The organism is Sporosarcina sp. Y1009 (assembly GCF_057669865.1).
Map to the genome: position 1 here is coordinate 14,691 of NZ_JBYHFO010000012.1, position 25,513 is coordinate 40,203.

Annotated in this window: 22 protein-coding genes; 18 read left to right on the forward strand and 4 right to left on the reverse strand. The window is 38.6% G+C overall.

The window, feature by feature from the left end; genetic code table 11:
* Positions 1 to 77 precede the first annotated feature (77 nt).
* Both AC25Y1_RS14025 and AC25Y1_RS14030 read left to right on the forward strand, forming a co-directional pair.
* The gene (locus AC25Y1_RS14025) at positions 78 to 926 is read left to right on the forward strand and encodes an ABC transporter ATP-binding protein (RefSeq protein WP_488148617.1); all 849 of its coding nucleotides are present in this window, start codon (positions 78 to 80) and stop codon (positions 924 to 926) included.
* Positions 923 to 1,630 (forward strand): ABC transporter permease, encoded by a 708-nt coding sequence (locus tag AC25Y1_RS14030; RefSeq protein ID WP_488148618.1) that lies wholly within the window; start codon positions 923 to 925, stop codon positions 1,628 to 1,630. Before AC25Y1_RS14025 ends, AC25Y1_RS14030 begins: the two co-directional genes overlap by 4 nt.
* Before the next feature lie 198 nt (positions 1,631 to 1,828).
* Here AC25Y1_RS14030 and AC25Y1_RS14035 read toward each other — a convergent pair whose 3' ends face one another.
* From AC25Y1_RS14035 to AC25Y1_RS14045, 3 genes are all read right to left on the reverse strand, one after another.
* Complete coding sequence (locus tag AC25Y1_RS14035; RefSeq protein ID WP_488148619.1) at positions 1,829 to 4,372, reverse strand: ABC transporter permease subunit; 2,544 nt, start codon at positions 4,370 to 4,372, stop codon at positions 1,829 to 1,831.
* Positions 4,369 to 5,253 carry an ABC transporter ATP-binding protein gene (locus AC25Y1_RS14040; RefSeq protein ID WP_488148620.1) on the reverse strand — a complete coding sequence of 295 codons (885 nt, stop codon included), beginning with the start codon at positions 5,251 to 5,253 and terminating at the stop codon, positions 4,369 to 4,371. The genes AC25Y1_RS14035 and AC25Y1_RS14040 overlap by 4 nt, the downstream gene beginning before the upstream one ends.
* A gap of 187 nt (positions 5,254 to 5,440) precedes the next feature.
* Positions 5,441 to 5,698 carry a hypothetical protein gene (locus AC25Y1_RS14045; RefSeq protein ID WP_488148621.1) on the reverse strand — a complete coding sequence of 86 codons (258 nt, stop codon included), beginning with the start codon at positions 5,696 to 5,698 and terminating at the stop codon, positions 5,441 to 5,443.
* 236 nt (positions 5,699 to 5,934) lie between these two features.
* Here AC25Y1_RS14045 and AC25Y1_RS14050 point away from each other — a divergent pair, with 236 nt between their 5' ends.
* From AC25Y1_RS14050 to AC25Y1_RS14105, 12 genes are all read left to right on the forward strand, one after another.
* A complete protein-coding gene (locus tag AC25Y1_RS14050; RefSeq protein WP_488148622.1) occupies positions 5,935 to 7,653 on the forward strand; it encodes an adenine deaminase C-terminal domain-containing protein in 1,719 nt (572 codons plus the stop codon).
* A gap of 9 nt (positions 7,654 to 7,662) precedes the next feature.
* Positions 7,663 to 8,718 (forward strand): DUF3048 domain-containing protein, encoded by a 1,056-nt coding sequence (locus AC25Y1_RS14055; protein WP_488148623.1) that lies wholly within the window; start codon positions 7,663 to 7,665, stop codon positions 8,716 to 8,718.
* A 181-nt stretch (positions 8,719 to 8,899) separates the two neighbouring features.
* The gene (locus tag AC25Y1_RS14060; protein WP_488148624.1) at positions 8,900 to 9,214 is read left to right on the forward strand and encodes a YerC/YecD family TrpR-related protein; all 315 of its coding nucleotides are present in this window, start codon (positions 8,900 to 8,902) and stop codon (positions 9,212 to 9,214) included.
* Positions 9,215 to 9,303: 89 nt separating this feature from the next.
* Entirely contained in the window at positions 9,304 to 10,008 is a 705-nt protein-coding gene (pcrB, locus tag AC25Y1_RS14065; protein ID WP_488148699.1) for a heptaprenylglyceryl phosphate synthase, read from the forward strand.
* Positions 10,009 to 10,050: 42 nt separating this feature from the next.
* Positions 10,051 to 12,285, forward strand: a complete 2,235-nt coding sequence (gene pcrA / locus AC25Y1_RS14070; RefSeq protein ID WP_488148700.1) for a DNA helicase PcrA — start codon at positions 10,051 to 10,053, stop codon at positions 12,283 to 12,285.
* Positions 12,286 to 12,304: 19 nt separating this feature from the next.
* Complete coding sequence (gene ligA / locus AC25Y1_RS14075; RefSeq protein ID WP_488148625.1) at positions 12,305 to 14,320, forward strand: NAD-dependent DNA ligase LigA; 2,016 nt, start codon at positions 12,305 to 12,307, stop codon at positions 14,318 to 14,320.
* A gap of 5 nt (positions 14,321 to 14,325) precedes the next feature.
* Positions 14,326 to 15,465 carry a CamS family sex pheromone protein gene (locus AC25Y1_RS14080; protein ID WP_488148626.1) on the forward strand — a complete coding sequence of 380 codons (1,140 nt, stop codon included), beginning with the start codon at positions 14,326 to 14,328 and terminating at the stop codon, positions 15,463 to 15,465.
* Between the two features lie 85 nt (positions 15,466 to 15,550).
* A complete protein-coding gene (gatC, locus tag AC25Y1_RS14085) occupies positions 15,551 to 15,844 on the forward strand; it encodes an Asp-tRNA(Asn)/Glu-tRNA(Gln) amidotransferase subunit GatC (protein WP_488148627.1) in 294 nt (97 codons plus the stop codon).
* A gap of 18 nt (positions 15,845 to 15,862) precedes the next feature.
* On the forward strand, positions 15,863 to 17,326 hold the full coding sequence (gene gatA, locus AC25Y1_RS14090) for an Asp-tRNA(Asn)/Glu-tRNA(Gln) amidotransferase subunit GatA (protein ID WP_488148628.1): 1,464 nt from the start codon (positions 15,863 to 15,865) through the stop codon (positions 17,324 to 17,326).
* Between the two features lie 2 nt (positions 17,327 to 17,328).
* The gene (gene gatB / locus AC25Y1_RS14095; RefSeq protein ID WP_488148629.1) at positions 17,329 to 18,759 is read left to right on the forward strand and encodes an Asp-tRNA(Asn)/Glu-tRNA(Gln) amidotransferase subunit GatB; all 1,431 of its coding nucleotides are present in this window, start codon (positions 17,329 to 17,331) and stop codon (positions 18,757 to 18,759) included.
* A gap of 139 nt (positions 18,760 to 18,898) precedes the next feature.
* Entirely contained in the window at positions 18,899 to 19,465 is a 567-nt protein-coding gene (locus AC25Y1_RS14100; RefSeq protein ID WP_488148630.1) for a thioredoxin family protein, read from the forward strand.
* A gap of 31 nt (positions 19,466 to 19,496) precedes the next feature.
* Complete coding sequence (locus tag AC25Y1_RS14105) at positions 19,497 to 20,411, forward strand: diacylglycerol kinase (RefSeq protein ID WP_488148631.1); 915 nt, start codon at positions 19,497 to 19,499, stop codon at positions 20,409 to 20,411.
* A gap of 58 nt (positions 20,412 to 20,469) precedes the next feature.
* Here the strand turns inward: AC25Y1_RS14105 and AC25Y1_RS14110 are convergent, their stop codons facing one another.
* The gene (locus AC25Y1_RS14110; RefSeq protein ID WP_488148632.1) at positions 20,470 to 20,901 is read right to left on the reverse strand and encodes an NUDIX hydrolase; all 432 of its coding nucleotides are present in this window, start codon (positions 20,899 to 20,901) and stop codon (positions 20,470 to 20,472) included.
* A gap of 313 nt (positions 20,902 to 21,214) precedes the next feature.
* Here AC25Y1_RS14110 and rlmD point away from each other — a divergent pair, with 313 nt between their 5' ends.
* The 4 genes from rlmD to AC25Y1_RS14130 all read left to right on the forward strand — a co-directional run bounded on the left by rlmD (position 21,215) and on the right by AC25Y1_RS14130 (position 25,406).
* Positions 21,215 to 22,588, forward strand: coding sequence for a 23S rRNA (uracil(1939)-C(5))-methyltransferase RlmD (rlmD, locus tag AC25Y1_RS14115; RefSeq protein ID WP_488148633.1), 1,374 nt, complete (start codon positions 21,215 to 21,217; stop codon positions 22,586 to 22,588).
* Positions 22,589 to 22,836: 248 nt separating this feature from the next.
* Positions 22,837 to 23,097 (forward strand): hypothetical protein, encoded by a 261-nt coding sequence (locus AC25Y1_RS14120; protein ID WP_488148634.1) that lies wholly within the window; start codon positions 22,837 to 22,839, stop codon positions 23,095 to 23,097.
* 44 nt (positions 23,098 to 23,141) lie between these two features.
* Positions 23,142 to 24,002: a helix-hairpin-helix domain-containing protein gene (locus AC25Y1_RS14125; protein WP_488148635.1), complete on the forward strand. Its 861-nt coding sequence runs from the start codon at positions 23,142 to 23,144 to the stop codon at positions 24,000 to 24,002.
* A 393-nt stretch (positions 24,003 to 24,395) separates the two neighbouring features.
* On the forward strand, positions 24,396 to 25,406 hold the full coding sequence (locus tag AC25Y1_RS14130) for a DUF4062 domain-containing protein (protein WP_488148636.1): 1,011 nt from the start codon (positions 24,396 to 24,398) through the stop codon (positions 25,404 to 25,406).
* Positions 25,407 to 25,513: the final 107 nt, after the last annotated feature.

Consider the following 25,513-nt stretch of genomic DNA (forward strand, 5'->3'; position numbering starts at 1 on the left):
CTGTCATTCCTATAAAAAGAGCTTAATCTGAAGTTGGAAGTAGAAATCAGAAAAAAGCATTTTCAGGAGGAATAGCAATGGAAAATATTATCGAAGTAGAGAATTTAGAAAAAATATTTGCAAATCAAACCGCACTTGAAGACGTAAATTTCCATGTTAAAAAAGGAGAAATTTTCGGCTTCTTAGGTCCGAGTGGTTCTGGAAAAACGACAACAATTAAAATATTGACAGGTCAATTAAACCAAACAAGTGGAAAAGCAACGGTCTTCGGAGAACCTGTTTCAGGAATGAAAAAAGGAGAGTCCAGAAAGAAAATCGGTGTACTCACCGATAATAGTGGTCTATATAGTAGGCTATCAATTTTTGATAACTTGAAACTGTACTGTGAGCTTTATGAAGTACCATTAAAACGGATTGACGAAGTATTAGCGATTGTGAATTTGGAAAATGAAAAGAAAAAGGTTGTTTCAAAATTGTCGAAAGGTATGCTTCAGCGTGTGATCCTTGCACGGACACTGTTACATGAACCTAAGTTGTTATTCTTAGATGAACCAACGTCTGCACTTGATCCTGTAAATTCACAACATATTCATAATGGACTCCGTGAATTGAATGCACGGGGAACAACGATTTTCCTGACGACACATGATATGAATGAAGCAGAGCTGCTCTGTGACCGGGTTGCATTTTTAAATAAAGGACAAATTCGTTTGATGGATGAACCAGGAAAACTTAGAAAACAATATTCAGATTCTACGGTAACTGTTGAACTGAAAAATGAGGAAAAAGTTGTGCTGCAGACAACAGCAGAAGGTGCACAGCAAATGTTTGATTATATGTCATCGAATAACGTTGTAGCCATTCATTCAAACGAACCAACTTTAGGCGATATTTTTGTCGAAGTGACAGGGAGGAAATTATCATGAACTTTTCAATGAAACGTGCAAATGCAATACTTCAAAAGGACTTCAAGGATATATCAAGAAACTCAGCTGTTTCGGTAACAGCACTTATGCCACTCATTTTGGCCTTTATCTATGGGAAAATGGGCGATATGACGATTGATGCACATTATATGATTATTAATTTTACGTTGGTAACAGTTGGTTCATTTGTTCAATGTAGTCTAATTGCAGAAGAGAAAGAGAAAAACACACTTCGTGGATTAATGCTTTCACCTGCTTCGACGTTGGAAATACTCGGTGGAAAAAGTTTATTAAGCATAATCGCTTCTATAATTATTGTCTTATTCGGAATTATGTTGACGGGATACCAGCCAGAGAATGTTGTCGTTATAGCTGTTGCAATCTTATTCACTTCTTTCTTTTTCATAGGTTTGGGGACGCTTCTTGGGTTACTCGCTAAATCAGTGATGGAAGCGTCTGTAATTGTTTTACCCTTTATGTTTATATTCGGCTTTGGCTCGATGTTCTCAATGTTTGCTGACAAATATCCAATTCTAAAAGTGATGGATTATACACCAAACGCACAGCTTGTAATCCTTGCAAAGAAGGTTGAAAGTGGTGTTGGTATAGTTGAGGTATTACCGAGTTTTGGAATTATTGCGCTTTGGATTATCGTAATTGCACTCATAACCATTACTGTTTTTAAAAAGCGAATGACAGACTAACCCTGAAAAACACACCTATGATTATTTTAAGTATTTCATTTGCAAGTCTTATTCAATGTTAAACCCAATTTCGGGATATTTGCGGACCGATTCGTCCATTATATCCTTGCGCGATACTCTTGTCGCACGATAGCTAGTTAAATAAAGAGATTCCACAAACGTTGTGATCAACGTCTGTGGAAACTCTTTTTGTTCAAGCTATTTATTGTTCGTTATCTTATTTTTCCTACTGGATAGTAAATAGCCAACCGAAAATATAATGATCGTCGCTACTAGAAGGAGAATGCTTCCTGTTTGGACCGTGATACTTGGATTATTGAACAATGCGGAAAACTCTCCGTTGGTGACCTTGCTGATATTCAAATACGTAAACGGGGAAAAGTGAACCTTACTGTCCAGCAATTCAGTACTTCCGATATAACCAATAACCGCTAGTAAAATCGTCGTTGCAAAAACACCCATCTGACTTTTTATAAATAACGAGAAAAGGAAAGATAAGCTAATCAAAAACATTAAAATGCAAAGGAACAATGCTATACTTTCCATCAAGTAATCTCCCAATGGAATAAAATGTCCTCCGCCTTCTGATGTTCTTACCCCTGTATACTCTGTAGTTTCCATTAGGTGTTCGCTTACATATCGTAAAACTGGATAGTTCCAATCTCCAAAACGATTGAACACTGTTCCGACGAGGATAACTAGGCCAAATAAACCAATGCTACTTATGAGTGCAAAAATTGTTGCAAAAATTCCTTTACCCAAAAATATTTTTTTCTCGGCAATTGGTTGTGTTTTTAATAATTGAAGCGTCTGCTTTTTTCCTTGTTCACTTGAAAACCCGGCGCCAACTAAAAAGAACAATAATAGTAAAGGAATAAAGTAGAAGTAACCTTTTAAATAGATGTAGAGTGAAAATAATCCACTGCTATCTACTTTTCGATTTCGCGTTTCCCATTCCTTTTTTTCAACAACCAAATCTCCCCAATTATTATGAATTGTGGGGACAAATACTCCAGTGAAAACGGGCCGGATGTTATGTGCCATCAGCCATTCTTTCTCTGCCATACTAATTGCCAAAGTAAACTTCCCAAAAGTATCTGCTGAATGATTAAAAAACGCATTAGAATCAAATTCCCCATTTGCATAACGGTTTTCATATAGTTGATATTCATAAAAAGGAATCCAATCTTGCTGCTTATAGGCTGTGATCGCTGCCTTCTCCTTTTCTGATGTTTCGATAAAAAAATCAATTAAATAATTCACATCTGCTATAGATTCTTCTCTTCGATAATATTCGGCCATCTCTTTTTCCCCGGCTTCCTCCGCAGCCTTTGCCTTCACTGGAAATGAAGCTAGTTCCTCCTCATAATAGGTAACTGCTTCTTCGGATGACTTACTCAATTTATCTAGATTAGCCATATACTCAATTTCTAATTCTTTTGCCTGCTGGTTAATAGCTATAAAACCAAGAATAACAACCAAGCTTAGCATGATGTAAAGTTGCTTCAGCAACCCATTCCGCCACATTTTTCTCCGTTCGAATACACTAATATTCCATATCGTTGTCCTATACTTTTTTGTAGTTCCTTGACGATATGGTTTCTTATTTTCACTGAAGCCAAATAAATTTAAATCTTTCTCCGGCAACAATGTTGCAAAGGCTACAAGTATAAGACTCCAAAATAAAGCTGCGACTGGATACAACAAATCCATACGTTGCGGAATTTCACCAAGAATTTGCGAGAATTGAAAAAAGTAAAATGGATTTAAAGCTGAATGTAAAGAGGCATTTAAATCTGTCGCAAAATAGCCTATCAGCACGGTAAAACCGGTCAGCATGAATGCGCTAAATGAATTTTTCACCCATGTGCTTATTAAAAAGATAAGACTAAACGCAAATAAACTTGCACAAATAAATAACAGGACATTACGGAATAAATAATCCAGTATTGAAATGATTGCAAAATCGTCACCTGTAGTCACCAGTAATGGGTGTTGAAAATTCATTGTTTGGTCTCCGAAAATAACCGGGATGATTAGACCAATACCAACGACCATTGCTATAAAGGTAATGATTATTGCAAGTGAACTAACATATTTACTAACCATTAGTTTCCATTTGGAAATAGGTTGTGTTCTTAGTGTCAGCCAGGTATTTTGTTCTTTTTCAACTGTAATTGTATTTCCAAAGAATAATAATAAAATAAATATCCCAATTATACTAAAAAAGACTTTTGTATTATCTTTTAAAATGAGCGCTGGAGATAGCGAATACTCCTCATCAACATGCGGAAGATTATGTGCAATTAACCAATCGTTTTTCTGAAACGCATAATCCCTTTCAATTCCTTTTAAGGAGTTAAACTCACCGCCAAATTGTTCGAACTGTTGTAAGTTCATTAAAAAATCTGCTTCAAATGCAGGTGTTTTATCCCATTCGTTATTATAGATAGCGCTTTTCCACTGAAATAAAGCTGTTGCCATTTGATTTGAATACTTGAATTGCTCTGCTTGAAAATCGTCAAGATCGTTTTCTCTAGTAAGAGCATTCAACTCCATATATATGTGATCGGACTCATCAACATAGGGTCTAATCTTCTCAAATGCACGATCTTTTATTAAAGATTGTTTGGAAAAGTTTTGCATGAAGATACCAATACTACATAATAGTACGATTAGAAAAATCCAAAGGACCTTTTTCTGACGCCATAATTTTGTTATTTCAAACTTGACTACCTTCATAATGTCGTATCTGCTTTCCTGAAAATCTTTCTGTACCGTTCTTCGGATCCTTGAATCCTTTTCTCAATGTCGAGTAATGCGATGTCATCTTTAGCTAAAATATGTAAAACAGTTTCCAAAGTGGCTTTTTCACTATAAACTCGTAATTTATCGTCCATAATTTCAAATAGGATGTTTTCATGTTTTAAAACAGTTTGCGCTTTTACCAGGTCACTTACAGCAAATTGATATGAAACTTTTTCATGTTGCTGTATGTCTTCTTTAATTAAGCTGCCATCTTTCAAAAACAATACAGTCGAAGTTACCCGGTCGATTTCAGCTAAATTATGCGAAGACAAAAGAATAGTTGTTCCATTTTTATATAAGTCCAATAAAAGTTCACGCACACGGATGGCACTCGTTGGATCTAGTCCATTCAATGGTTCGTCCAAAATTAATAATTTAGGTTGATTGACGATAGCCATTGCTAATAGTAAATGTTGTTTCATTCCGAGTGAATGATTTTTCACTTTTTTATTCAAATAGCCAGTAATTCCGATTCGATCAGCAGTTTCCATGATTTGTTGTTTCGAAATTCCTTGTACATCACCGATGAATTGAAGATGATCATAACCGGTTAAATAATCATAGAGCACCGTATTATCTTGCATATACGACATTTCTTTAAAGATATTTGGATCTTTGTTGTTTTTATTAAGAATTTCAACTTCACCACTATCCGCATGTAGTAGATTCGTTATGATGTTCAGTAAAGTAGATTTTCCGGAACCATTCGGGCCAACCAATGCGATGATTTGCGGTTTCTCAATTTCAAAAGAAATTCCTTTTAACACTTTTTCTTTACCATAGGATTTATGTACGTCTTTGACGGTTAGAATCATTAAATTTCCTCCCCTTTTAGTTAATAAATTAACTCTTCTATATAATATGTCTTTTTTAATTGTAACATACTGGAAACAAGTTAAGAGGGAAACTTCAGAGGATATGAAAAGAAACATATCTATGACATTCCCATATGGACTACTAAATCCAATGGAAAAAACATAAATATGTCCTTAATATAACTTTTTATTTAGCAGACAGCTCTTTTTCTTTATAGTTGTTTATTTTTTTATAAATGATATAGCCTGCTAATCCAAGTTGTAACAATGGAATAAACACGAGTAGTTTTCCAATCGAGGAACCAAAAATGTAACAGATAAAGAGTTCAGCAACGGCTCCTACGATAAGGGGGTATAAATCTTTCTGTAGATATCCGAGAATCCCCCATAGTGCTAAACCAGTAAATAGTACCAGTAATACTGGCCCGATGATGTCCATAAACATATTTTCCCCTCCTCTATTTGGTTTTAAAAATCCATCTGATGAACTTCGTGATACTTCCAAATCCAGCATTAAATTGAAACTTATCTATCATTTTATCAAATCCTATCTTATTCAGTTCTCCTCTATTCGTTATAATTGTATAAAAAACCTTCTTTTTAGGGGCTTCACTCACTACTTTTATCATCTCTGCTGTGCTACGATTAATAAAAGAAATAGTCATAAAAGGAGCGATTTCAATGTGGGGGCATACTGAAATTCAGGAACAACTACATATTATCGACGGTAAAAAAGCACCAAATCTTGTGATTGTTAACGCTACATATTTACATTCCATTTATAAAAAATGGTTGACTGGGAACATCTGGATCACGGGGGACAGGATTGTTTACGTTGGGAAAGAGATGCCTGCCATACTAGAAAACACAGAAATTGTAGATGCGACGGGTAAGAAAATTGTTCCGGGCTATATTGAACCACATGTCCATCCTTTTCAGCTGTATAATCCACGAACATTTGCAGAGTACGCGGGCACTCTCGGAACGACGACGTTTATCGCGGATAATCTTACGCTATTCATGTCGCTGAAGAATGAAACCTCATTCTCACTCCTAGACGAATTAAATAAATTGCCGTTTTCATTCTACTGGTGGGCACGGTTTGATTCGCAAACGGTTCTTCAGAATGAGGCGGAGCTATACAATCTAGCATCGATTAAAGAATGGCTAGAACGGCCTGAAGTGCTGATGGGCGGCGAATTAACGGGGTGGCCTCGGCTCATGGGCGGGGATCCTGCTATGTTCGCTTCTGTTCATGCAGCAAAGGCAGCGGGTAAAAAGATTGAAGGCCATTTACCAGGTGCTTCGGAACGAACGCTAACGCGAATGAAACTACTAGGAATTGACGGCGATCACGAAGCGATGACAATAGAAGAAGTTGAAAACAGATTATTACACGGCTATGCGGTCACGTTGCGTCATTCATCCATCCGACCTGACCTTCCAAACTTATTAAAGGAAATGGTCGAAAAAGAGTTGGATGTTTTCGACCATGTAATGATGACAACAGACGGCTCGACACCAGCTTTTCACAGTGATGGCGTTATGGATAAATGCATTCGCGTGGCGCTAGAATCTGGCGTTCCTCCAATCGATGCGTATTTAATGGCGTCTTATAATGTTGCGCGTTATTACGATATGACAGACCTGCATGGGATTATTGCGACTGGGCGATTTGCGACTTTAAATTTCTTGATGGACGAACAAGATCCAGTACCTACAGATGTTTTATCGAAAGGTGTTTGGTTGAAACGAGATCATGAAGTTACAAAAGCATTTCCACCGATTGATTGGTCTGTCATTCCGTCATTTAAACCCGAATTCAATCTGTCTGAAGTAGATTTTAACTTTGACGTATCAATTGGTATTCAAATGGTAAATGATGTAATTACTAAACCTTATACAATAACCATTGATACTTCGGTTGATTGTCTTGATAGTAGCCACGATGAGAGTTTTCTAATGTTGATCAATAAAAAAGGAAAATGGCGCGTGAATACTTTATTGAAAGGATTCGCTACGCATGTACAAGGGTTTGCAACATCCTATTCCAATACAGGTGATATTATTATCATTGGAAAAGACAAGTCTGCAATGCGAACTGCATACAATGAAATCAGACGGATTGGTGGAGGAATGGTCCTCATTGAAAATGGACAAACCGTTTCTACACTACCGCTCCCAATAGGCGGCGGGTTATCGGCAGAACCGATGGAAAAGCTGATTGAACAAGAGCTAGAACTTAAATCAGCATTAAAAGATCGTGGTTATCATTTTACCGATGCTGTATATACATTTCTATTTCTTCAATCAACCCACCTACCGTTTGTCCGAATTACGCAGGTTGGCGTCTATGATGTGATGAAAAATGAAATACTAATTCCCATGACAGAAAGATAGGTGCAGAGGATGAAAAGTAAACAATATACCCTTATATTTATTTTGCTAGCGCTATTACTAGTATCTGCTTGTAGTAAAAAAGGAGAGCAGCCTACAGAACCTGTAGATGAAAATGATAATCTAGAAGAAGTGGAAGAGCCTGCTGAAGAAGTTTTGTATCAAGCGCCATTTACAGGTCTCATGAGTGAGGAAGAAAGTGTCAGACGTCCAGTAGCAGTGACGATTAATAATCATCCACTTGCAAGACCGCAATCCGGACTAAGTGACGCGGATATTGTATATGAATTTATAACAGAAGGAAATGTGACAAGATTATTGGCGGTTTTCCAAAGTGAACTTCCTGAACAAATCGGACCAATTCGAAGCGCACGAGATTATTTTGTCCATATGGCGAAGGGACTTGACGCATTTTATGTCGCACATGGCTATAGTCCAGATGCACTCGCACTGCTAAATTCAGGCTATGTTGACCATGTGAATGGTATGCGTTATGATGGAACGTTATTCAAAAGGTCAACAGATCGAAAAGCGCCGCATAATTCCTATATTTCAAATGAAAGCATCATAACAGCGGGGGAAACAACAAATTCCTCGATGGAAATAAACAAAATGCCGTCACTTTCTTTCCATGAATCTATTGAGAGTGTTAAAGTAGAAGATAGAACATCATCGGTCGTCATTCAAAACGGTACACATCCAAATTTCACAAGTACGTATACGTATAATGAGGATAATGGCATATACGACCGAACAGTAAACGGCGTTTTAACGATTGATCACACAAATGACGAACAGGTTGCCCTGTCAAATGTACTTGTGTTTGAAGCGGAGCATCAAACAATCGACAATGAAGGTAGACAAGCCATTGATCTCGAATCTGGCGGCAGGGCTCTTCTATTCCAAGCAGGAGTCGTAAAAGAAATTGAATGGGTAAACCTAGACGGCAACTTAACACCATGGGACAATGGCGACCCCGCAAAACTCGTCCCAGGTAAAACATGGATTCACATCGTTAAGACAAATGCAGGTATTGAGACCAATGTTTCGTATACCCTTAGTGAATAGGAGGCCACATAAAATTAAAAGGGCAACTTCCTATTCCTATTAAAATTTTGAGGAATCTCCTCGTATTACTAATAACCAGCGGGAGGCATCCACAAGCGCCGAAGCGTTTTTTATGGCAAGTTCTTAAGTATAGCTTTTTCATTACCCCCTGGCGAATAGATTTGGAAGAGAGGGAAATCGTATGCAATTAAACAAAATACGCGGACATCAAACAGACCAACTATTTAAAGCAATCCTTGAACTAGAAACAATTGAAGAGTGCTATGAGTTTTTTGATGATCTTTGTACAATCAGCGAAATGCAATCACTCTCACAAAGACTTGATGTCGCACAAATGCTCAATATGAAAAAAACGTACGATACAATTCAACAAGACACCGGTGCTAGCACTGCAACCATCTCACGTGTTCGACGATGTGTTGACTACGGCTCTGGTGGCTACAATAAAATACTAAGTCGCCTTTATCCCGCAAAGGATGAAGAAAAAACAAAATAGTAAAACTTAGTCAATTAACCAGACGGAGAAAGAATCTGTCTGGTTTTTTTGCTATACTATAAGAACGAACATTGAAGGTTAGGTGGATAATAATGGACATCACTACATGGCGTCACGCCTTTAAATTAGATCCCGCTAAAACAATTACGAACGAAGAAATAGAACTTCTTGCAGAATCAGGCACAGACGGTATCATCGTCGGTGGATCAGATGGCGTCACAATCGATAATGTACTCGACTTACTCGTGAGAATTAGACGATATTCAGTTCCGCTTGCACTCGAAGTGTCCACTGTAGAATCGGTGACACCTGGTTTTGATTACTATTTTATTCCAACGGTGTTGAACTCGACGAAAACGAAGTGGATTAACGGTCTCCATCACGAAGCGCTTAAGGAATACGGACATATGATGGATTGGGATGAAATCATCACGGAAGGCTATTGTATTTTAAATCCAGATTGCAAAGCAGCGAAATTGACCGGTGTCACAAAAGTTCCTGATGAAGAAGATGTGATTGCCTATGCACGTATGACGGAACATCTTTTTAAACTACCCGTCTTCTATATGGAATACAGTGGAATGTACGGAAATCCAGAACTCATCCGAGCTGCTTCCAGAATTCTTGAAAACACGAAATTATTTTATGGCGGCGGTATTCAAAACGCTAATGATGCAAAAGAAATGGCAGAAATTGCGGATACAGTGATTGTTGGAAATGTGGTCTATGAAAATTTTAAAAATGCACTTTCAACAGTCAAAGCAGTAAAATCAGTTTCCGTCACGCCACAATAAGTGTATAATTAAAGAACGAATGTTCTGGAAGGGCGATGTATGATGAAAACAATTGCAGAGAATCTATTAACGGGTATGAACCCCGAGCAAATAAAAGCTGTTAAAAAAACAGAAGGACCACTATTGATTATGGCGGGTGCTGGTTCGGGAAAAACTCGAGTCTTAACACACCGAATCGCGTATCTCGTCGTGGAAAAAAGTGTCTACCCATCCAATATCCTAGCGATAACCTTTACCAATAAAGCCGCTAGGGAAATGCGGGATCGAATCGATGACTTACTTGGTTCAGGTACGGGTGAACGGATGTGGGTATCGACATTTCACTCTATGTGTGTACGCATACTGCGCCGCAATATTGACCAATTAGGCTATGCAAAATCCTTTACGATTCTCGACTCGTCAGATCAACTAACAGTCGTGAAAAATGTACTCAAAGAACTAAATTTAGATCCAAAACAAAATGATCCGCGCATGTTATTAAACACTATAAGCAATGCGAAAAATGAGTGCATTGACGCAAAATTATACCGCGAGCAAATGAACCAATTTAATCCTTATGAAAAAACCATTGCTGATGTGTATGACAGCTATTCAAGACGTCTACGTCAAAATCAGTCCCTCGATTTTGACGACTTAATCATGTTAACAATTGATTTGTTTAAACGGGTTCCAGATGTGCTGGAATTTTATCAAAATAAATTCCAGTATATTCATGTGGATGAGTATCAAGATACGAACAATGCCCAATATCAACTCGTTAACATGCTAGCAGCTAAATTTAATAATTTATGTGTCGTCGGTGACTCGGATCAGTCTATTTATCGCTGGCGTGGTGCAGATATTGGTAATATTCTTTCCTTCGAAAAGGATTATAAAGATGCAGAAATGATTATGCTTGAACAAAACTACCGTTCAACAAAAAGGGTATTGCAGGCAGCGAACGATGTCATTTCAAACAACACGACACGGTATGATAAAAATCTTCGGACAGATAATACAGAAGGCGATCCGATTTATGTTTACAAAGCAAGTGATGAGAAAGACGAATCCCAATTTGTTGTTGGAAAAATATTAGAATTACAAAAAGAAGAAAATTTGAAACTCGATCAGTTCGCAATCCTATATCGAACGAATGCCCAGTCGAGGGTGATTGAAGAATATCTAGTGAAATCGAATCTTGACTATACGATTGTTGGCGGTACGAAGTTCTATGATCGGAAAGAGATTAAAGACTTACTTTCCTATTTAAGACTGATTTCGAATAATGAAGATGACCTTGCGCTTGCAAGAATCATCAATGAACCGAAACGCGGGATTGGTGCGACATCATTTGAAAAAATGGCAAGCTTTTCAATCATGCATGATCGTTCAATTTTCGACTCGCTACAAGAAGTCGATTTTATGGGAATTACACCACGAACTGCAAACGAAGTGGCGAAGTTCCGCGAAATGATACTCGGCTTTTCGAAGATGGCAGAATTCCTACCCGTATCAGAACTTGTTGAAGAAATCTTAGATAAGTCTGGCTATCGAGACATGCTGAAAAAAGAAAAGACAATTGAATCAGAGAGTCGACTTGAAAATATTGAGGAATTTCTATCCGTTACCAAATCATTTGAAGAACGATCAGATGATGAAGATAAATCACTCGTCGCATTTTTGACCGACCTAGCGTTAATTGCAGATATAGATTCACTTGATAAAGAAGAGAACAAAGATGCCGAAAAAGTTGTGTTAATGACAATGCACGGGGCAAAAGGGCTGGAATATCCAGTTGTGTTTATTATTGGTATGGAAGAAAACGTATTTCCACATTCTCGTTCAATGGCTGACGAAGAGGAAATGGAAGAAGAAAGACGTCTAGCTTATGTAGGAATTACGCGAGCTGAACAGAAGCTATACTTAACGGCGGCACGTTATCGAACGTTATACGGCCGCGCAAGTTATAATCAACCATCTCGTTTTATTGGAGAGATTTCTGCGGAGATTACAGAAGAGTTATCCGAAACGACTGGCTTTTCGATTGGTGGTCGTGCACAAAACCGGACGGCTCCATCAGCAAGGCGCTCTGCTGTGACGAGACCGGCTTATAAGAAAAGTGGCGGCGAGCGAATGGGATGGAATGTTGGTGACAAAGCGAGCCATAAAGTTTGGGGAACCGGTATGGTTGTCAGTGTAAAAGGATCTGCTGAGGATGTAGAACTTGACATCGCATTTCCAAACCCTGTAGGTGTAAAAAGATTGCTCGCAAAATTTGCTCCGATTGAGAAGGTATAATTTTCCGAGGAGGAACGAAATGAAAGATAAGATTGAACTTGAGAAACGAGTGGAAGAGCTAAACAAACTCCTCCATCAATACGGCCATGCATATTATGTACGCGATAAACCGCTCGTATCTGATGCAGTATATGATGAGTATTTTAAAGAATTATTAAAGATAGAAACTGAAAACCCGGATTTACGTTTTCCAGATTCGCCTACACAACGCGTGGGCGGAGAGATTCTATCAGGGTTTGGCAAAGTAGCCCATGAAAATGCCATGCTCAGTTTATCAAATGCGTTTACAGAAGAGGACTTACGTGATTTTGACCGAAGAGTTCGCGGGGCAACTGGCGCAGAAGTCTCCTATATTTGTGAACTCAAAATTGATGGTCTTGCGATTTCACTGCGTTATGTGGATGGCCAATTTACGCAAGGTGCAACCCGTGGTGACGGAACAGTTGGTGAAGATATTACGGCCAACTTACGAACAATTAACGCTGTTCCACTCCGATTACAAGAACCTATTTCCATAGAAGTTCGAGGGGAAGCGTATATGCCCAAAAAATCCTTCGTAAAATTGAACGAAGCACGTGACGAATCGGGCGAAGAACCGTTTGCGAATCCTCGTAATGCAGCTGCAGGCTCGCTTCGTCAACTTGACCCGAAAATTTCAGCTAGCCGAAATCTCTCTATTTTCATTTATGGGATTGGTGGAGACGGTGGCGAATACGGTATTGATGGGCATTCTGATGCACTGAATTATTTAGATACACTCGGCTTTAAAACCAATCATGAACGACGACGCTGCCAATCAATCGACCAAGTCATTGACTATATCAATGAATGGGGTAGTGCCAAAGCGGATTTGGATTATGAAATTGACGGTATTGTTGTGAAAGTCGATTCATTTGAAGACCAAGAACAACTGGGGTTCACAGCCCGCAGTCCAAGATGGGCGACTGCTTTTAAATTCCCGGCCGAAGAAGTTATCACCAAGTTAATCGACATTGAACTCAGTGTAGGGAGAACCGGCGTAGTGACACCAACTGGTATTCTTGAACCTGTCTTAGTTGCTGGATCTACAGTGGGGAGAGCAACACTTCATAATGAGGATTTAATCACAGAAAAAGATATTCGAATCGGGGATACTGTAATCATCCGTAAAGCTGGCGATATCATTCCGGAAGTTGTCGCGCCCATTGTGGAAAAGCGCTCAGGAGATGAATTGCCGTTTAAAATGCCTGATAATTGTCCGGTTTGCGATTCTGAATTAGTTCGACTAGAAGAAGAAGTTGCCCTGCGTTGTGTAAATCCGAAATGTCCGGCGCAAATGAAAGAAGCCATTATTCATTTCGTTTCTAGAAACGCGATGAATATCGAAGGCATTGGTGAGCGTGTCGTTGAACAGTTATACCATGCAGAACTTGTTCGCGATGTTTCTGACTTGTATACCTTAACGCGAGAACAACTGATTGACTTGGAGCGTATGGGTGAAAAATCGGTTTCGAATTTATTGACCGCGATTGAGAGCTCTAAAGAAAATTCTTTGGAAAAAGTTCTATTCGGTCTAGGTATTCGTCATGTTGGGGTCAAGGCGGCGAGTATTCTTGCAGAAGAATTTGAAACGCTGGACAAGCTGATGTTAGCAGATGCGGAGAAACTCGTTACAATTCATGAAATTGGCGATAAAGTCGCAGAATCAATTACGACTTATTTTGCCAATGAAGATGTTCGAGAAGTTTTACGTAAACTAGAACTATATGGGTTAAACCTAACGTATAAAGGACTAAATAAACAGGAAGTCCCGACTGAGGGTCCTTTCGCGGGTAAGACTGTCGTTCTCACAGGGAAGCTATTTGAAATGACGCGCGGGGAAGCAAAAAAAGAAATTGAAGCAATGGGTGGAAAAGTAACGGGAAGTGTGAGTAAAAACACCGATCTTGTCGTTGCTGGAGAAGCTGCGGGTTCCAAACTTATTCGAGCACAAGAGCTTGAAATACTCGTTTGGTCTGAAGCACAGCTAATTGAAGCACTCGGAGCAGAGGAGTAAACCTGATGAAAAAATATTTAGTAATTCCTGGCCTGGTTTTCCTTTTGCTAATCGGAGGATGTATCCCCATACTCGGCGGGGATGAGGAAGATCTAATCCAAGACAATGAAGAGAGCCTTGAGGAAACAGTAATCATACCGGATGTTCAGATAAAAGATGAATATTATCAAACGTTATTGCCGTTTAAGAAAAGCGCAAGTCGTGGCTTAACTGCTGAAAACCGTGCAGCAACAAAATATGATGTTCAAGAAGTCGAGGAAGGGCTCTTAAGGATTTCAACGCAGCATTTTGATACGAAAGATTTTTATTTTCAAGAAGGTCAGTACATTGACGAAGATACTGCGAAAAAGTGGATCCAAAGAGAGAGCGAGAAAAACGAGGAAGGCCTAAATCCGAAGCGACCGGCCGGGGACCCTTCCGATGAAGATATAGCTAAAACTGCCCCAGACTATCTTTCGCATATCGTTGAACAAAACTATTTGGTCATGTCCAAGGATAAAAAAGAAGTACAACTTGCTGGTATATCAATTGGGCTTTCGTTAAAATCCCATTATTATAATGTGGGCGGACGTCAAATTGCTGAAATTCCAGATAAAGATATTGAAGAAGAAGGAATGCGCATGGCTGAAGAAATCGTCAATCGACTGCGTGCTCGTACAGGACTTGAAGATATTCCCATTGCAATCGGTCTTTTCAAAGAAAATAATCGATCGTCGATTTTACCGGGTGCTTATTTTGCAACAGCCTTTGCTGAGAAAGGTAAAGCTTTAACAGGTTGGAAGCGGATTGACGAAAAGTATGTCCTGTTTCCGGCATCATCAAGCGATGAGAATTATCGAGATACAAATACTGCTTTTAAAAACCTTAAACAAGCAATTGATGATTATTTTCCAAGCTTTGTGAATGTGATTGGACGTGGCTATCATAAAGAAGGGAAGCTCCATTCCCTAACGATTGAAATTCCGATACAGTTTTATGGGACTAGTGAAACGATTGGTTTTGTACAATACTTAGTGAGCATCATGCCGCAGTATCTTCCAAATGTTTATACAGAGGTCAGCGTGACGTCAACTAATGGACCAGAAGCATTAATTATAAAGGAACCAGAGAAGGACGAACCATTTGTTCATATATATGCCTATTAATTGAACTGAGCAGAAACCGCTCGTTAATAAATCATGTAAATGGTGTTATGATAAGAGTATGAATGGACTAAAAGGAGGATTATCAATGACGAAATTATCAAAAGAAGAATTACTTGAAGTTGCAGATCGTGCAATGCTTGCCATTACGGAAGAGGAAGCAGAGATTTTAGTTGGGGATTTGGAATCATTCATGGGTTATGCTGAAAAACTAAATGAATTAGACTTTACTGATGTTGTTCCAATGACACACGCACTTCAACAAGTGAACGTTATGCGCGAAGATGTAGAACGGGATGTTTTGGACCGCGAGGAAATGCTGAAAAGCGTAAAAGAACATCAAAACGGAGAGATTTTAGTACCAACAATCCTTTCAGAATAAGGACGAGGAGGAAAACAAATGACATTATTTCAAAAAACGACTGCTGAACTTCAGTCGCTGTTACATAAAAAAGAAGTATCTATAAAAGAACTTACAGAAGCGACATTTGCTCGAGTTGCTGAAACTGATAACGATGTACAAGCTTTTATCTCTACCAACGAAGCAGAAGCATTAAAACGTGCTGAAGCGTTGGATAAGGAGCCGATGGAAAACCGAGGTCCTCTGTTTGGTCTACCAGTCGGGATCAAAGATAATATTGTAACAAAAGGAATTACGACAACAGCAGCAAGTCGTATGTTAGAAGATTTTACGCCTGTATACGATGCAACAGTTGTTGAGAGATTAAATAATGCAGGAATGGTCTCAATCGGGAAATTAAATCTCGATGAATTTGCGATGGGTTCGACAACTGAAACCTCCGCATTTAAAACAACACATAATCCATGGAATTTAGAACATGTACCAGGTGGCTCGTCTGGTGGTTCTGCAGCGGCTGTTGCAGCAGGACAAGTTCCTTTTGCATTAGGTTCAGACACCGGTGGCTCTATTCGCCAACCAGCGTCATTCTGTGGGGTTGTAGGGATGAAGCCAACCTATGGTCGTGTTTCCCGTTCAGGACTTATCGCACTTGCATCGTCACTCGATAACATTGGACCAATTACAAGAACAGTCGAAGATAATGCACTGCTTCTACAAGCGATTGCTGGACTTGATGCCAAGGATTCATCGTCATCTGGGAAAGATGTTCCAAATTACAAAGAGCATTTGACAGGTGATATTAGAGGATTAAAAATAGGCGTTCCAAAAGAATATTTCGGAGAAGGTGTTAGCGAAGAAGCAAAAAATGCTACCCTTGAAGCGCTTAAGGTTCTTGAATCACTCGGTGCAGTGTGGGAAGAAGTTTCCCTTCCCCATACAACATATGCACTTCCAGCTTATTATTTTATCTCTTCTGCCGAAGCATCATCGAATCTATCGAGGTATGACGGCGTACATTATGGCTATCGTTCAGAAGATGCGAAAAACCTTGATGAGATTTACAGAAAGTCACGTGCAGAAAGCTTTGGACTCGATGTAAAACGACGTATTTTGATTGGTACTTATACGCTAAGTGCTGGCCATTACGATGACTATTATAAAAACGCGCAGAAAGCAAGAATGTTAGTGGCTCAAGACTTTGCAAATGTATTTTCGAAATATGATGTTATTATTAGTGCAGCAGCCCCGTCAACCGCTTATGAAATTAATGGGGAACCAGCAGATATTGTCACAAAATATATGAGCGATATTTTGACAACACCAATAAACCTTGCAGGCGTACCAGCAATATCAATTCCATGTGGATTTTCAAACGGACTTCCGTTAGGCTTGCAAATCATCGGAAACCACTTCGATGAAGCAACAATTTATAAAGTGGCACACGCCTACGAACAAGCAACTGATTTCCATAAACGTACTCCAGCCATCTGGGAGGGAAGATAATCATGAATTTTGAAATCGTAATTGGACTTGAAGTTCACGTTGAACTAAAAACAAACACTAAAATATTTTCTTCTGCACCATCCCATTTCGGTGCGGAACCAAATAAAAACATTCATGTAACCGACTTGGCTTATCCAGGCGTTATGCCCGTATTGAACAAAACAGTCGTTGATTTTGGCATGAAAGCAGCAATGGCACTAAATTGTGACATTGCGGATGTTATGCATTTCGATCGAAAACATTATTTCTACCCGGATAATCCGAAAGCTTACCAAATCTCTCAAGAAGATCGTCCTATCGGCGAAGGCGGTTGGGTAGATATTGAAGTGGATGGTAAAAAGAAAAAGATTAGATTGAACCGTATCCATCTTGAAGAAGACGCGGGTAAACTAACACATACAGATTACGGATATTCTCTCGTCGATTTAAACCGACAAGGGACACCACTCATTGAAATCGTATCAGAAGCAGATATCCGTTCAGCAGACGAGGCCTATGCTTTTCTGGAAAAGTTAAAAGCAATCGTTGAATATACTGGCGTATCAGATTGCCGTATGGAGGAAGGTTCACTTCGCTGTGACGCCAATATTTCATTACGTCCAGTGGGCCAAAAAGAATTTGGCACAAAGACAGAATTGAAAAACTTGAACTCCTTTAACTTTGTTCGAAGAGGAATTATTAAAGAAGTTGAACGTCAAAAGAAAATCTTACTTTCAGGCGGTATCATTGAACAAGAAACGCGTCGTTACGATGAGTCGACTGGCGAAACCGTCCTTATGCGTGTAAAAGGATCAGCGAATGATTACCGTTTCATTAATGATCCAGATTTACCTGAAGTGCATATTGATGAAGACTGGAAAACGCGTATTCGTGCAGAAATTCCAGAACTTCCGGATGCGCGTAAAGAACGTTATATCAATGAACTCGACCTACCAGCATACGATGCAATGGTCTTGACATTGACGAAAGAAATGTCTGATTTCTATGAAGCGACAGTTGAAGCGGGTGCAGATCCAAAATTGGCATCTAACTGGCTAATGGGTGAAGTGTCTGCATATCTCAATGCTGAACAAAAAGAGCTTGCAGAAACAAAACTAACGCCAGAAGGGCTTACGAGCATGATCAAGCTCATAAAAGATGGAACGATTTCTTCGAAAATTGCGAAGAAAGTATTTAAGGAGCTAATTGAAAAAGGCGGTAACGCTGATGATATTGTGAAGGCGAAAGGGCTTGTCCAGATTTCGGACGAAGGCACACTTCGCACGATGGTCGCCGAAACGCTAGCAGCAAATCCGCAATCAATTGTTGATTATAAAGACGGAAAAGGCCGCGCACTCGGCTTCCTAGTGGGTCAAATTATGAAGGCATCAAAAGGACAAGCGAATCCACAACTTGTCAATAAAATCCTTCTTGAGGAAATTGAGAAACATTAATTTAAATAAAACGTCCTAAAAATGACTGGTTCAGTCCTTTCTTAGGACGTTTTTTTATTCTTAGCCTTCTAAACCGAACCTTGGAAGTTGAATCACACTTGTGGAAAACGTACAATTGATGGAAGGGAGTGTGTTGTCAATGAAAACTGAAAAACAATATTTCGACGAAGCAATTTCACTCAAAGCGTATATGGATAAAATGGAGAGTCATAAAGAAAATTCACATCGGATTTATGAGCAATTCGAATGCCCGAAAGACGATGAATTTATCAAACTATTGAAGACAGTAAAACCTGATATACTTGTTATTACTGAGGACTGGTGCGGAGACGCCATGATGAATAATGCGATTCTACGAAAAATTGCGGAAGCAGCAGATTTAGATGTTCGCGTAGTCTATCGAGACGAGGATACGACGTTAATCGATCGACATTTAACGAACGGCGGTAGATCAATTCCAATTTACTTACTACTGGGAAATAATGAGAAAGTACAGGCGAAATGGGGCCCTCGCGCTAGCCAACTTCAAGACTATGTATTAAAGCTTAGAGAATCATTGCCATCGAAGGATGCGCCTGATTATCAAGAAAAACAAAATGAGTTTATTGCTCGAATTACTGCAGAATACACGACAAAACAAGAATATTGGCTAGCTGTTTACGAGGATATTCGTAAAACTTTCTTACCAGTATTACAAAACGTGTAAATTAAAATGTAAAGAAAGAAAGGGAATTCGGATGAAACGTGCCCGTATAATCTATAATCCAACAGCTGGTCGTGAAGTTTTTCGAAAACATCTAGGTGATGTGCTTGAACAGCTTGAAATGGCCGGTTATGAAACATCCTGTCATGCAACAACAGGAGAAGGCGATGCAACAGAGGCAGCCAAAATAGCTGTAGAACGAGGCTTCGACTTGATTGTTTGTGCAGGCGGCGATGGAACGCTTAACGAAGTCGTAGCAGGCATTGGCCCATTTGAAAAACGCCCGAGAATTGGACTTATTCCAATGGGCACAACAAATGACTTTGCGCGCGCTTTGCGAATTCCTCGCGATATTAAAGGTGCACTCGAAATCATTCTCGAAGGAGATACAATTCCCGTCGATGTAGGGTTAATGAACGAACGCCATTTTATTAACATTGCTGGTGGCGGTAGAATGACCGAGCTTACCTATGATGTCCCAAGCCGTTTAAAAACGGTACTCGGCCAATTAGCCTATTATTTAAAAGGCATTGAAATGTTGCCGTCGATTAAATCTACACACGTAAGAATTGAATACGACGGAGAAGTCTTTGATGATGAAGCGATGTTGTTCCTAGTGGGGCTAACAAACTCAGTTGGCGGCTTTGAAAAGCTTGCCCCTGAATCGAGTTTGAATGACGGTAAATTTACATTGCTTATTTTAAAGAAATGTAATATTGCCGAATTTATACGAATTGTCTCACTTGCGTTACGTGGTGAGCATATAGGTGATCCGCTTGTTATTTCAAGCAAAGCAGAAAAAATTGTCGTGACGTCACACGAAGAAGAAGTTCTCCTTAATTTGGACGGAGAACATGGTGGCGCATTACCTGCAACATTCGAAAACCTCTACCGCCATATTGAGATGTTCGCGCCATTAAGTGAATTAAGAGAACAAGATTTAGTATGAATGGCTCAATAATAAAAAAGTTGTCTGCACGTCAATGAATTGACGTGCAGACAACTTTTTACGTTAAGTAGGTAATGGCTTCATCTTGATTTCCCGCGAGTTCAGGAACTTCGCTTACAGGCACAAAGCGATGACAAAATGTCATGCCCTTATCTTTTCCATCTCCTCGGACAATAAATTCCCATTGCTCATCGTTATCACCAATATAGGAGAGATGAAAAATCGTCCGTTCATAAATCTTATTTTTATGTTCAGGAAAATAATTATTCTTCGTTATTTTCCCTTTAAGTTCTAAGTTTTCTCGGGTAATCCCTGTTTCTTCCTCGATTTCGCGGTATAACGCATCGATAATTAGTTCATCACTTTCAATTGTTCCACCGGGAACTTGCATGCCAGCATCAGGGTTATCTTTTTGAGTGAAAACAAGGATTTCCCAATCTGGTTCTTCGCCTCGAGTAATGTACGCAAGTACTTTTCTACTAGTTTTCATTCCTATCACCTCTCGTGCTTATTGTTCCATTATAGCAAGTATTCATACTGTTCTCAAGTCATTGTAACTGGAATATTGAGCGTAATTAATGTTCTGCTCTGCAGATTATATTGCTTTTTGTCAAGTAATAATTGTAATGGCTAGTCCTTAAGTAACGTTGTGAAGATAACTTTATAAAAGGTGTAGATAAACGCAGGGATTTGTCGGATATAGTCATTATATCTACGGATTTCCACCGTTAAACGTCGGATATATTTCGCGACGCCCTATCTTCGTGGTAAACTAAAAGCATATGAATTTTGGAGGAATAGCAATGTCTTTTACTGTAAATAGAAATGATCGCCTCAACGTCTATGTGGAAGATTTAACGCATGATGGGTCCGGTGTAGCAAAAGTGGATGGCTATCCACTTTTCATTCCCGGCGCACTTCCAGGTGAAGAGGCTGAAATACAAGTGATGAAAACGATGAAACGATACGGTTTCGCAAAATTGCTTAACGTAACAAAAGAGTCGCCAGACCGTGTTATACCACCTTGTCATGTGTTTTGGGAATGCGGCGGCTGCCAATTGCAGCATTTATCCTATGAAGGACAACTGCGGCAAAAACAAAAAACGGTCCGCGATGTCATGGAGCGAATCGGAAAAATTCCACATGTACCCGTACATCCTGTCAAAGGAATGGACGACCCGTGGCGCTATCGAAACAAATCCCAAATCCCATTCAGTGAAAGAAACGGGGAAGTTGTTTCGGGCTTTTACCGATCGCGAACGCATCATATCGTCGACACGGATGTCTGTATTATTCAAGGCGAAGAAGCCGACGAACTTATGTCCACGTTGAAACATGAAATGCATAGCATGGGGATTGAAGCATACGACGAACGAACGCACCGCGGCATGCTACGTCACCTAATTGTTCGAAAAGCACGTGCAACTGGCGAATTAATGGTTGTTCTTGTCACTCGTTCAAAGAAGTTTCCGCAAAAGGATGCAGCGATTGAACTCATTAAACGTGTCGTTCCTGAAGTGACATCCATTATGCAAAACGTCAACAGTGAAAAAACGAACGTGATTTTTGGCGATAAAACATTCCTACTAGACGGAAAACCGTTCATCGTCGATACAATAGGCGATATTAAATTTGAAATATCGGCACGCTCATTTTACCAAGTGAATTCCGAGCAAACTCAAGTTTTATACGGACAAGCACTTGAGTACGCACAGCTCACTGGAAATGAAACTGTCATCGATGCTTATTGCGGTATCGGTACAATTTCACTATTCCTCGCCAAAAATGCGAAAGAGGTTTACGGCGTCGAAATCGTTCCACAAGCAATAGAAGATGCAAAACGAAACGCTGAACTGAATGGCATCGACAACGCCCATTTTGAAGCGGGCCCAGCTGAAGAGGTAATTCCTAAATGGTACGCCGAAGGTAAACGATTTGATGTACTCGTCGTCGATCCCCCTCGAAAAGGCTGCGATGAGAAATTATTGGATACGATTTTGGAATATAAACCGAAACGCATTGTCTACGTATCATGTGATCCAGCAACGCTTGCACGGGATTTACGGATATTAGAAGATGGTGGGTATCGTACGCAGGAAGTACAGCCGGTTGATATGTTCCCGCATAGTAGTCATATAGAGATAGTTACTTGGTTGGAGTTAGATGTGTCTAGTTAAAATAAACTCTTACGATTTCCATCCCGATTTTGCTGAAAAAAAAACACTTATTATTTCTGAATATATTTCAATAAAACCCCGGGTTTAATCCACAACAATCCGGGGTTTTTCTATGTGGAAAGCCACAGAACTCTGTTAGAACTCCAGTACTAATCCAATAGTTTCGAGTTATAGTATAATGAATACACGTATGACACAATTTAATATTGATTTAAATATAAAAAATACTATGTGAATGGGGTATGAGTATGAGTACAAAGTTAATTAGGGAAGTCGAACAAATATTAAAAGAAGCCATGAATGAACTTGAATCAAGTAAAGGACTCGTCGAGGTAGCTGTAAGGAAATTACTAAGAGCATCTAAAATGCTTAATGATAAAGAATTAACTGACTGGTGTGAGATACAGCTTGGTAACAGTGGGTTTATTATAGAATTAAAGAAGCTGTTGAAAGCTTATGAAGAATCTAAGGAGAACGAGATTGATAAGATAGTTGAGCTGAGCTATTAGAAGAAAAAGGATTAAATAGACAGAAACATTTTCCGTTTGATGATTTGGAAATAAAGATAAACGAGAGTAGTGGGGGATATAAAGGGATAGGATTTATAGAGGAGAAATATAAAGATTTAATTAAATTGAAAAAAGGTAATGATGGTACATACTATAAAAGTAATTTAAATAAACATATAAAATATGTAGGAAATAAAACTTATGAACACGCTACATCATTATATAACAGGATAATACTAAACGAAGCACCTAAAACAAGTTTTGATATTTTAAGAGAAGCTATTGATGATAAGCTTTTAGATGTTAACCCTGTATTAGCAGAAAAACTAATGGTAGCTTTTAAAAGAGTTTCATCAGATGATTCCGAAGAATGGTCACAGGCTTTAACAACTTGCAGACGTTTTATAGAAGAATTGGCGGATACAATATATCCTGCATCTACAAAAGAGATTAACGGCAGGAAGTTGGGGAAAACGCAATATATTAATCGGATATGGGCTTTTATGGACGAAGCAATTGAAAGTGATACAAACAAAGATTTAGCAAAGGTACATGTAGATTTAATGGGAAGCTATTTACAAAGAACACATAAGCAAACAAATAAAGGTGTGCATACGACTCTGACACGAGTTGAAGCAGTGAAGGCTGTTTTTCATACATATTTAATGGTTGCTGATATTTTAGAGTATTTGGGAGTGGTAGAAGAAACAGAAAAAGGTTTGGATATCTTTACGGCATCATTAGATGAATTACAAAGTTTTTTAAATATATCAAAGAATACTGCTAAAGAAATAGTGAAATATAGAGCTATTAACGGTAGTTTAACAAAAAATGATTTAAAAGGGATTAAAGGTATTGGAGAAAAAACCTTGAAGGTAGCTATTGAAGTTTATGGGATAGAATAAATTAAAAACTCGGCTTTCTATTCAACCCAAGTTAGCGTAGGGCATATTTGGTACTTATTATGTTGCCTTTATCTAATATTGGAGAGATTATCGTCATCATAAGGTGTAATCATAAATTTAATTTTAGACTGTGTGTTTAGATGAAGTGTTTTGCAATCTGTTATTAGAGTAAACGGTGTTTGTGCCGAAATAACAGATCGTTTTCCTTTCCTTATCTGTTTATTTTAGCTAAAGTGAAAGTTTTTTTGTAGAGGCACCTACCAGTAAATCCATTGATCCGTAAAAGTGAATTTTTAACATGTTTAAAATATACACTATTTCTATAACTCACACATTATACATAATGAGCAAAACAATACTTAATGCAATTACTTTAATAGGGGGAAAAGTATTTTGAAAAAATTACAAATTTTTGTATCCTCAACGTATTTAGATTTAATAGAGGAAAGACAAAAGGCGGTAGAGGGAATTTTAAGAGCTGGGCATATTCCTGCTGGAATGGAACTGTTCAATGCTACTAGTAAAAGTCAATGGCTGATTATTGAAGAATGGATAAAAGAGTCCGATATTCTTATTTTAATACTGGGTGGTAAATATGGTTCAATAGAGCCGGTAAGTAGGAAGAGTTTTACGCACTTGGAGTACGAATATGCATTAAAACAAGGAATACCTGTTTTTGCTATTGTATTGAATGAACAGTATCTAATTAATAAGAAAAGTGAAAACATCGGACTGGAAATATATGAGCGTGAGGTTAAGCAGCCGAATGTTGATAAATATAATAGTTTCAGGGAGTTAATGTTATCAAATTTAGTAGCTTTTGTTGGAAATATTAGTGAAATTGGAACAGAAATATCTCATTCATTGCAAGATTTTATGAAAAAGGACAAGAGTCAGTATAACTTTAAAGGTTGGGTTAGAGGGACAGATTATGAGCTAAAAAAGGAAGAGATACCAGCATTGAAAAATAATAAGTTGCAAGAAATGAATGAGACATTGCTTAAAGAGGTTATTGGTACTCTTGAACAAGAAAGCTTTATTGACACAATCGAATACATATCTAGTTATTGTTCATACAAGCGTGATAGTACAGAGAAATTGCATGAATTTATTTATAATTATACTCAGCCATCAAAAAGGTTTTTTAATGACGAGTTACAAAGCTTATTCATTGCATTAATAAAAAAACTAGATGATTACACTGACCATTTGGCAATAAATTTCTTCCCAAAGAATGATAGACAATACTTATATCCAGAATTAAATATTGATTATCAATGGGTAGATTCTGAAGGAGTGAAAATGTATGATAAGCATTTACAAAGTTTATATAAAATCTCTCGGGAAACTATTGAGGAAATTAAGAGTTTCGTCCACGAGTCGAGAATTATTTTATACAAATAATTGCACGAATGCAACTCCTATAGAGGGATATGCAATAATTAAGGGTGTAGGTGAATACACGCACGACTCATTATTTGTCTACCGTAGTCACTCGTCACCCGTAGAAG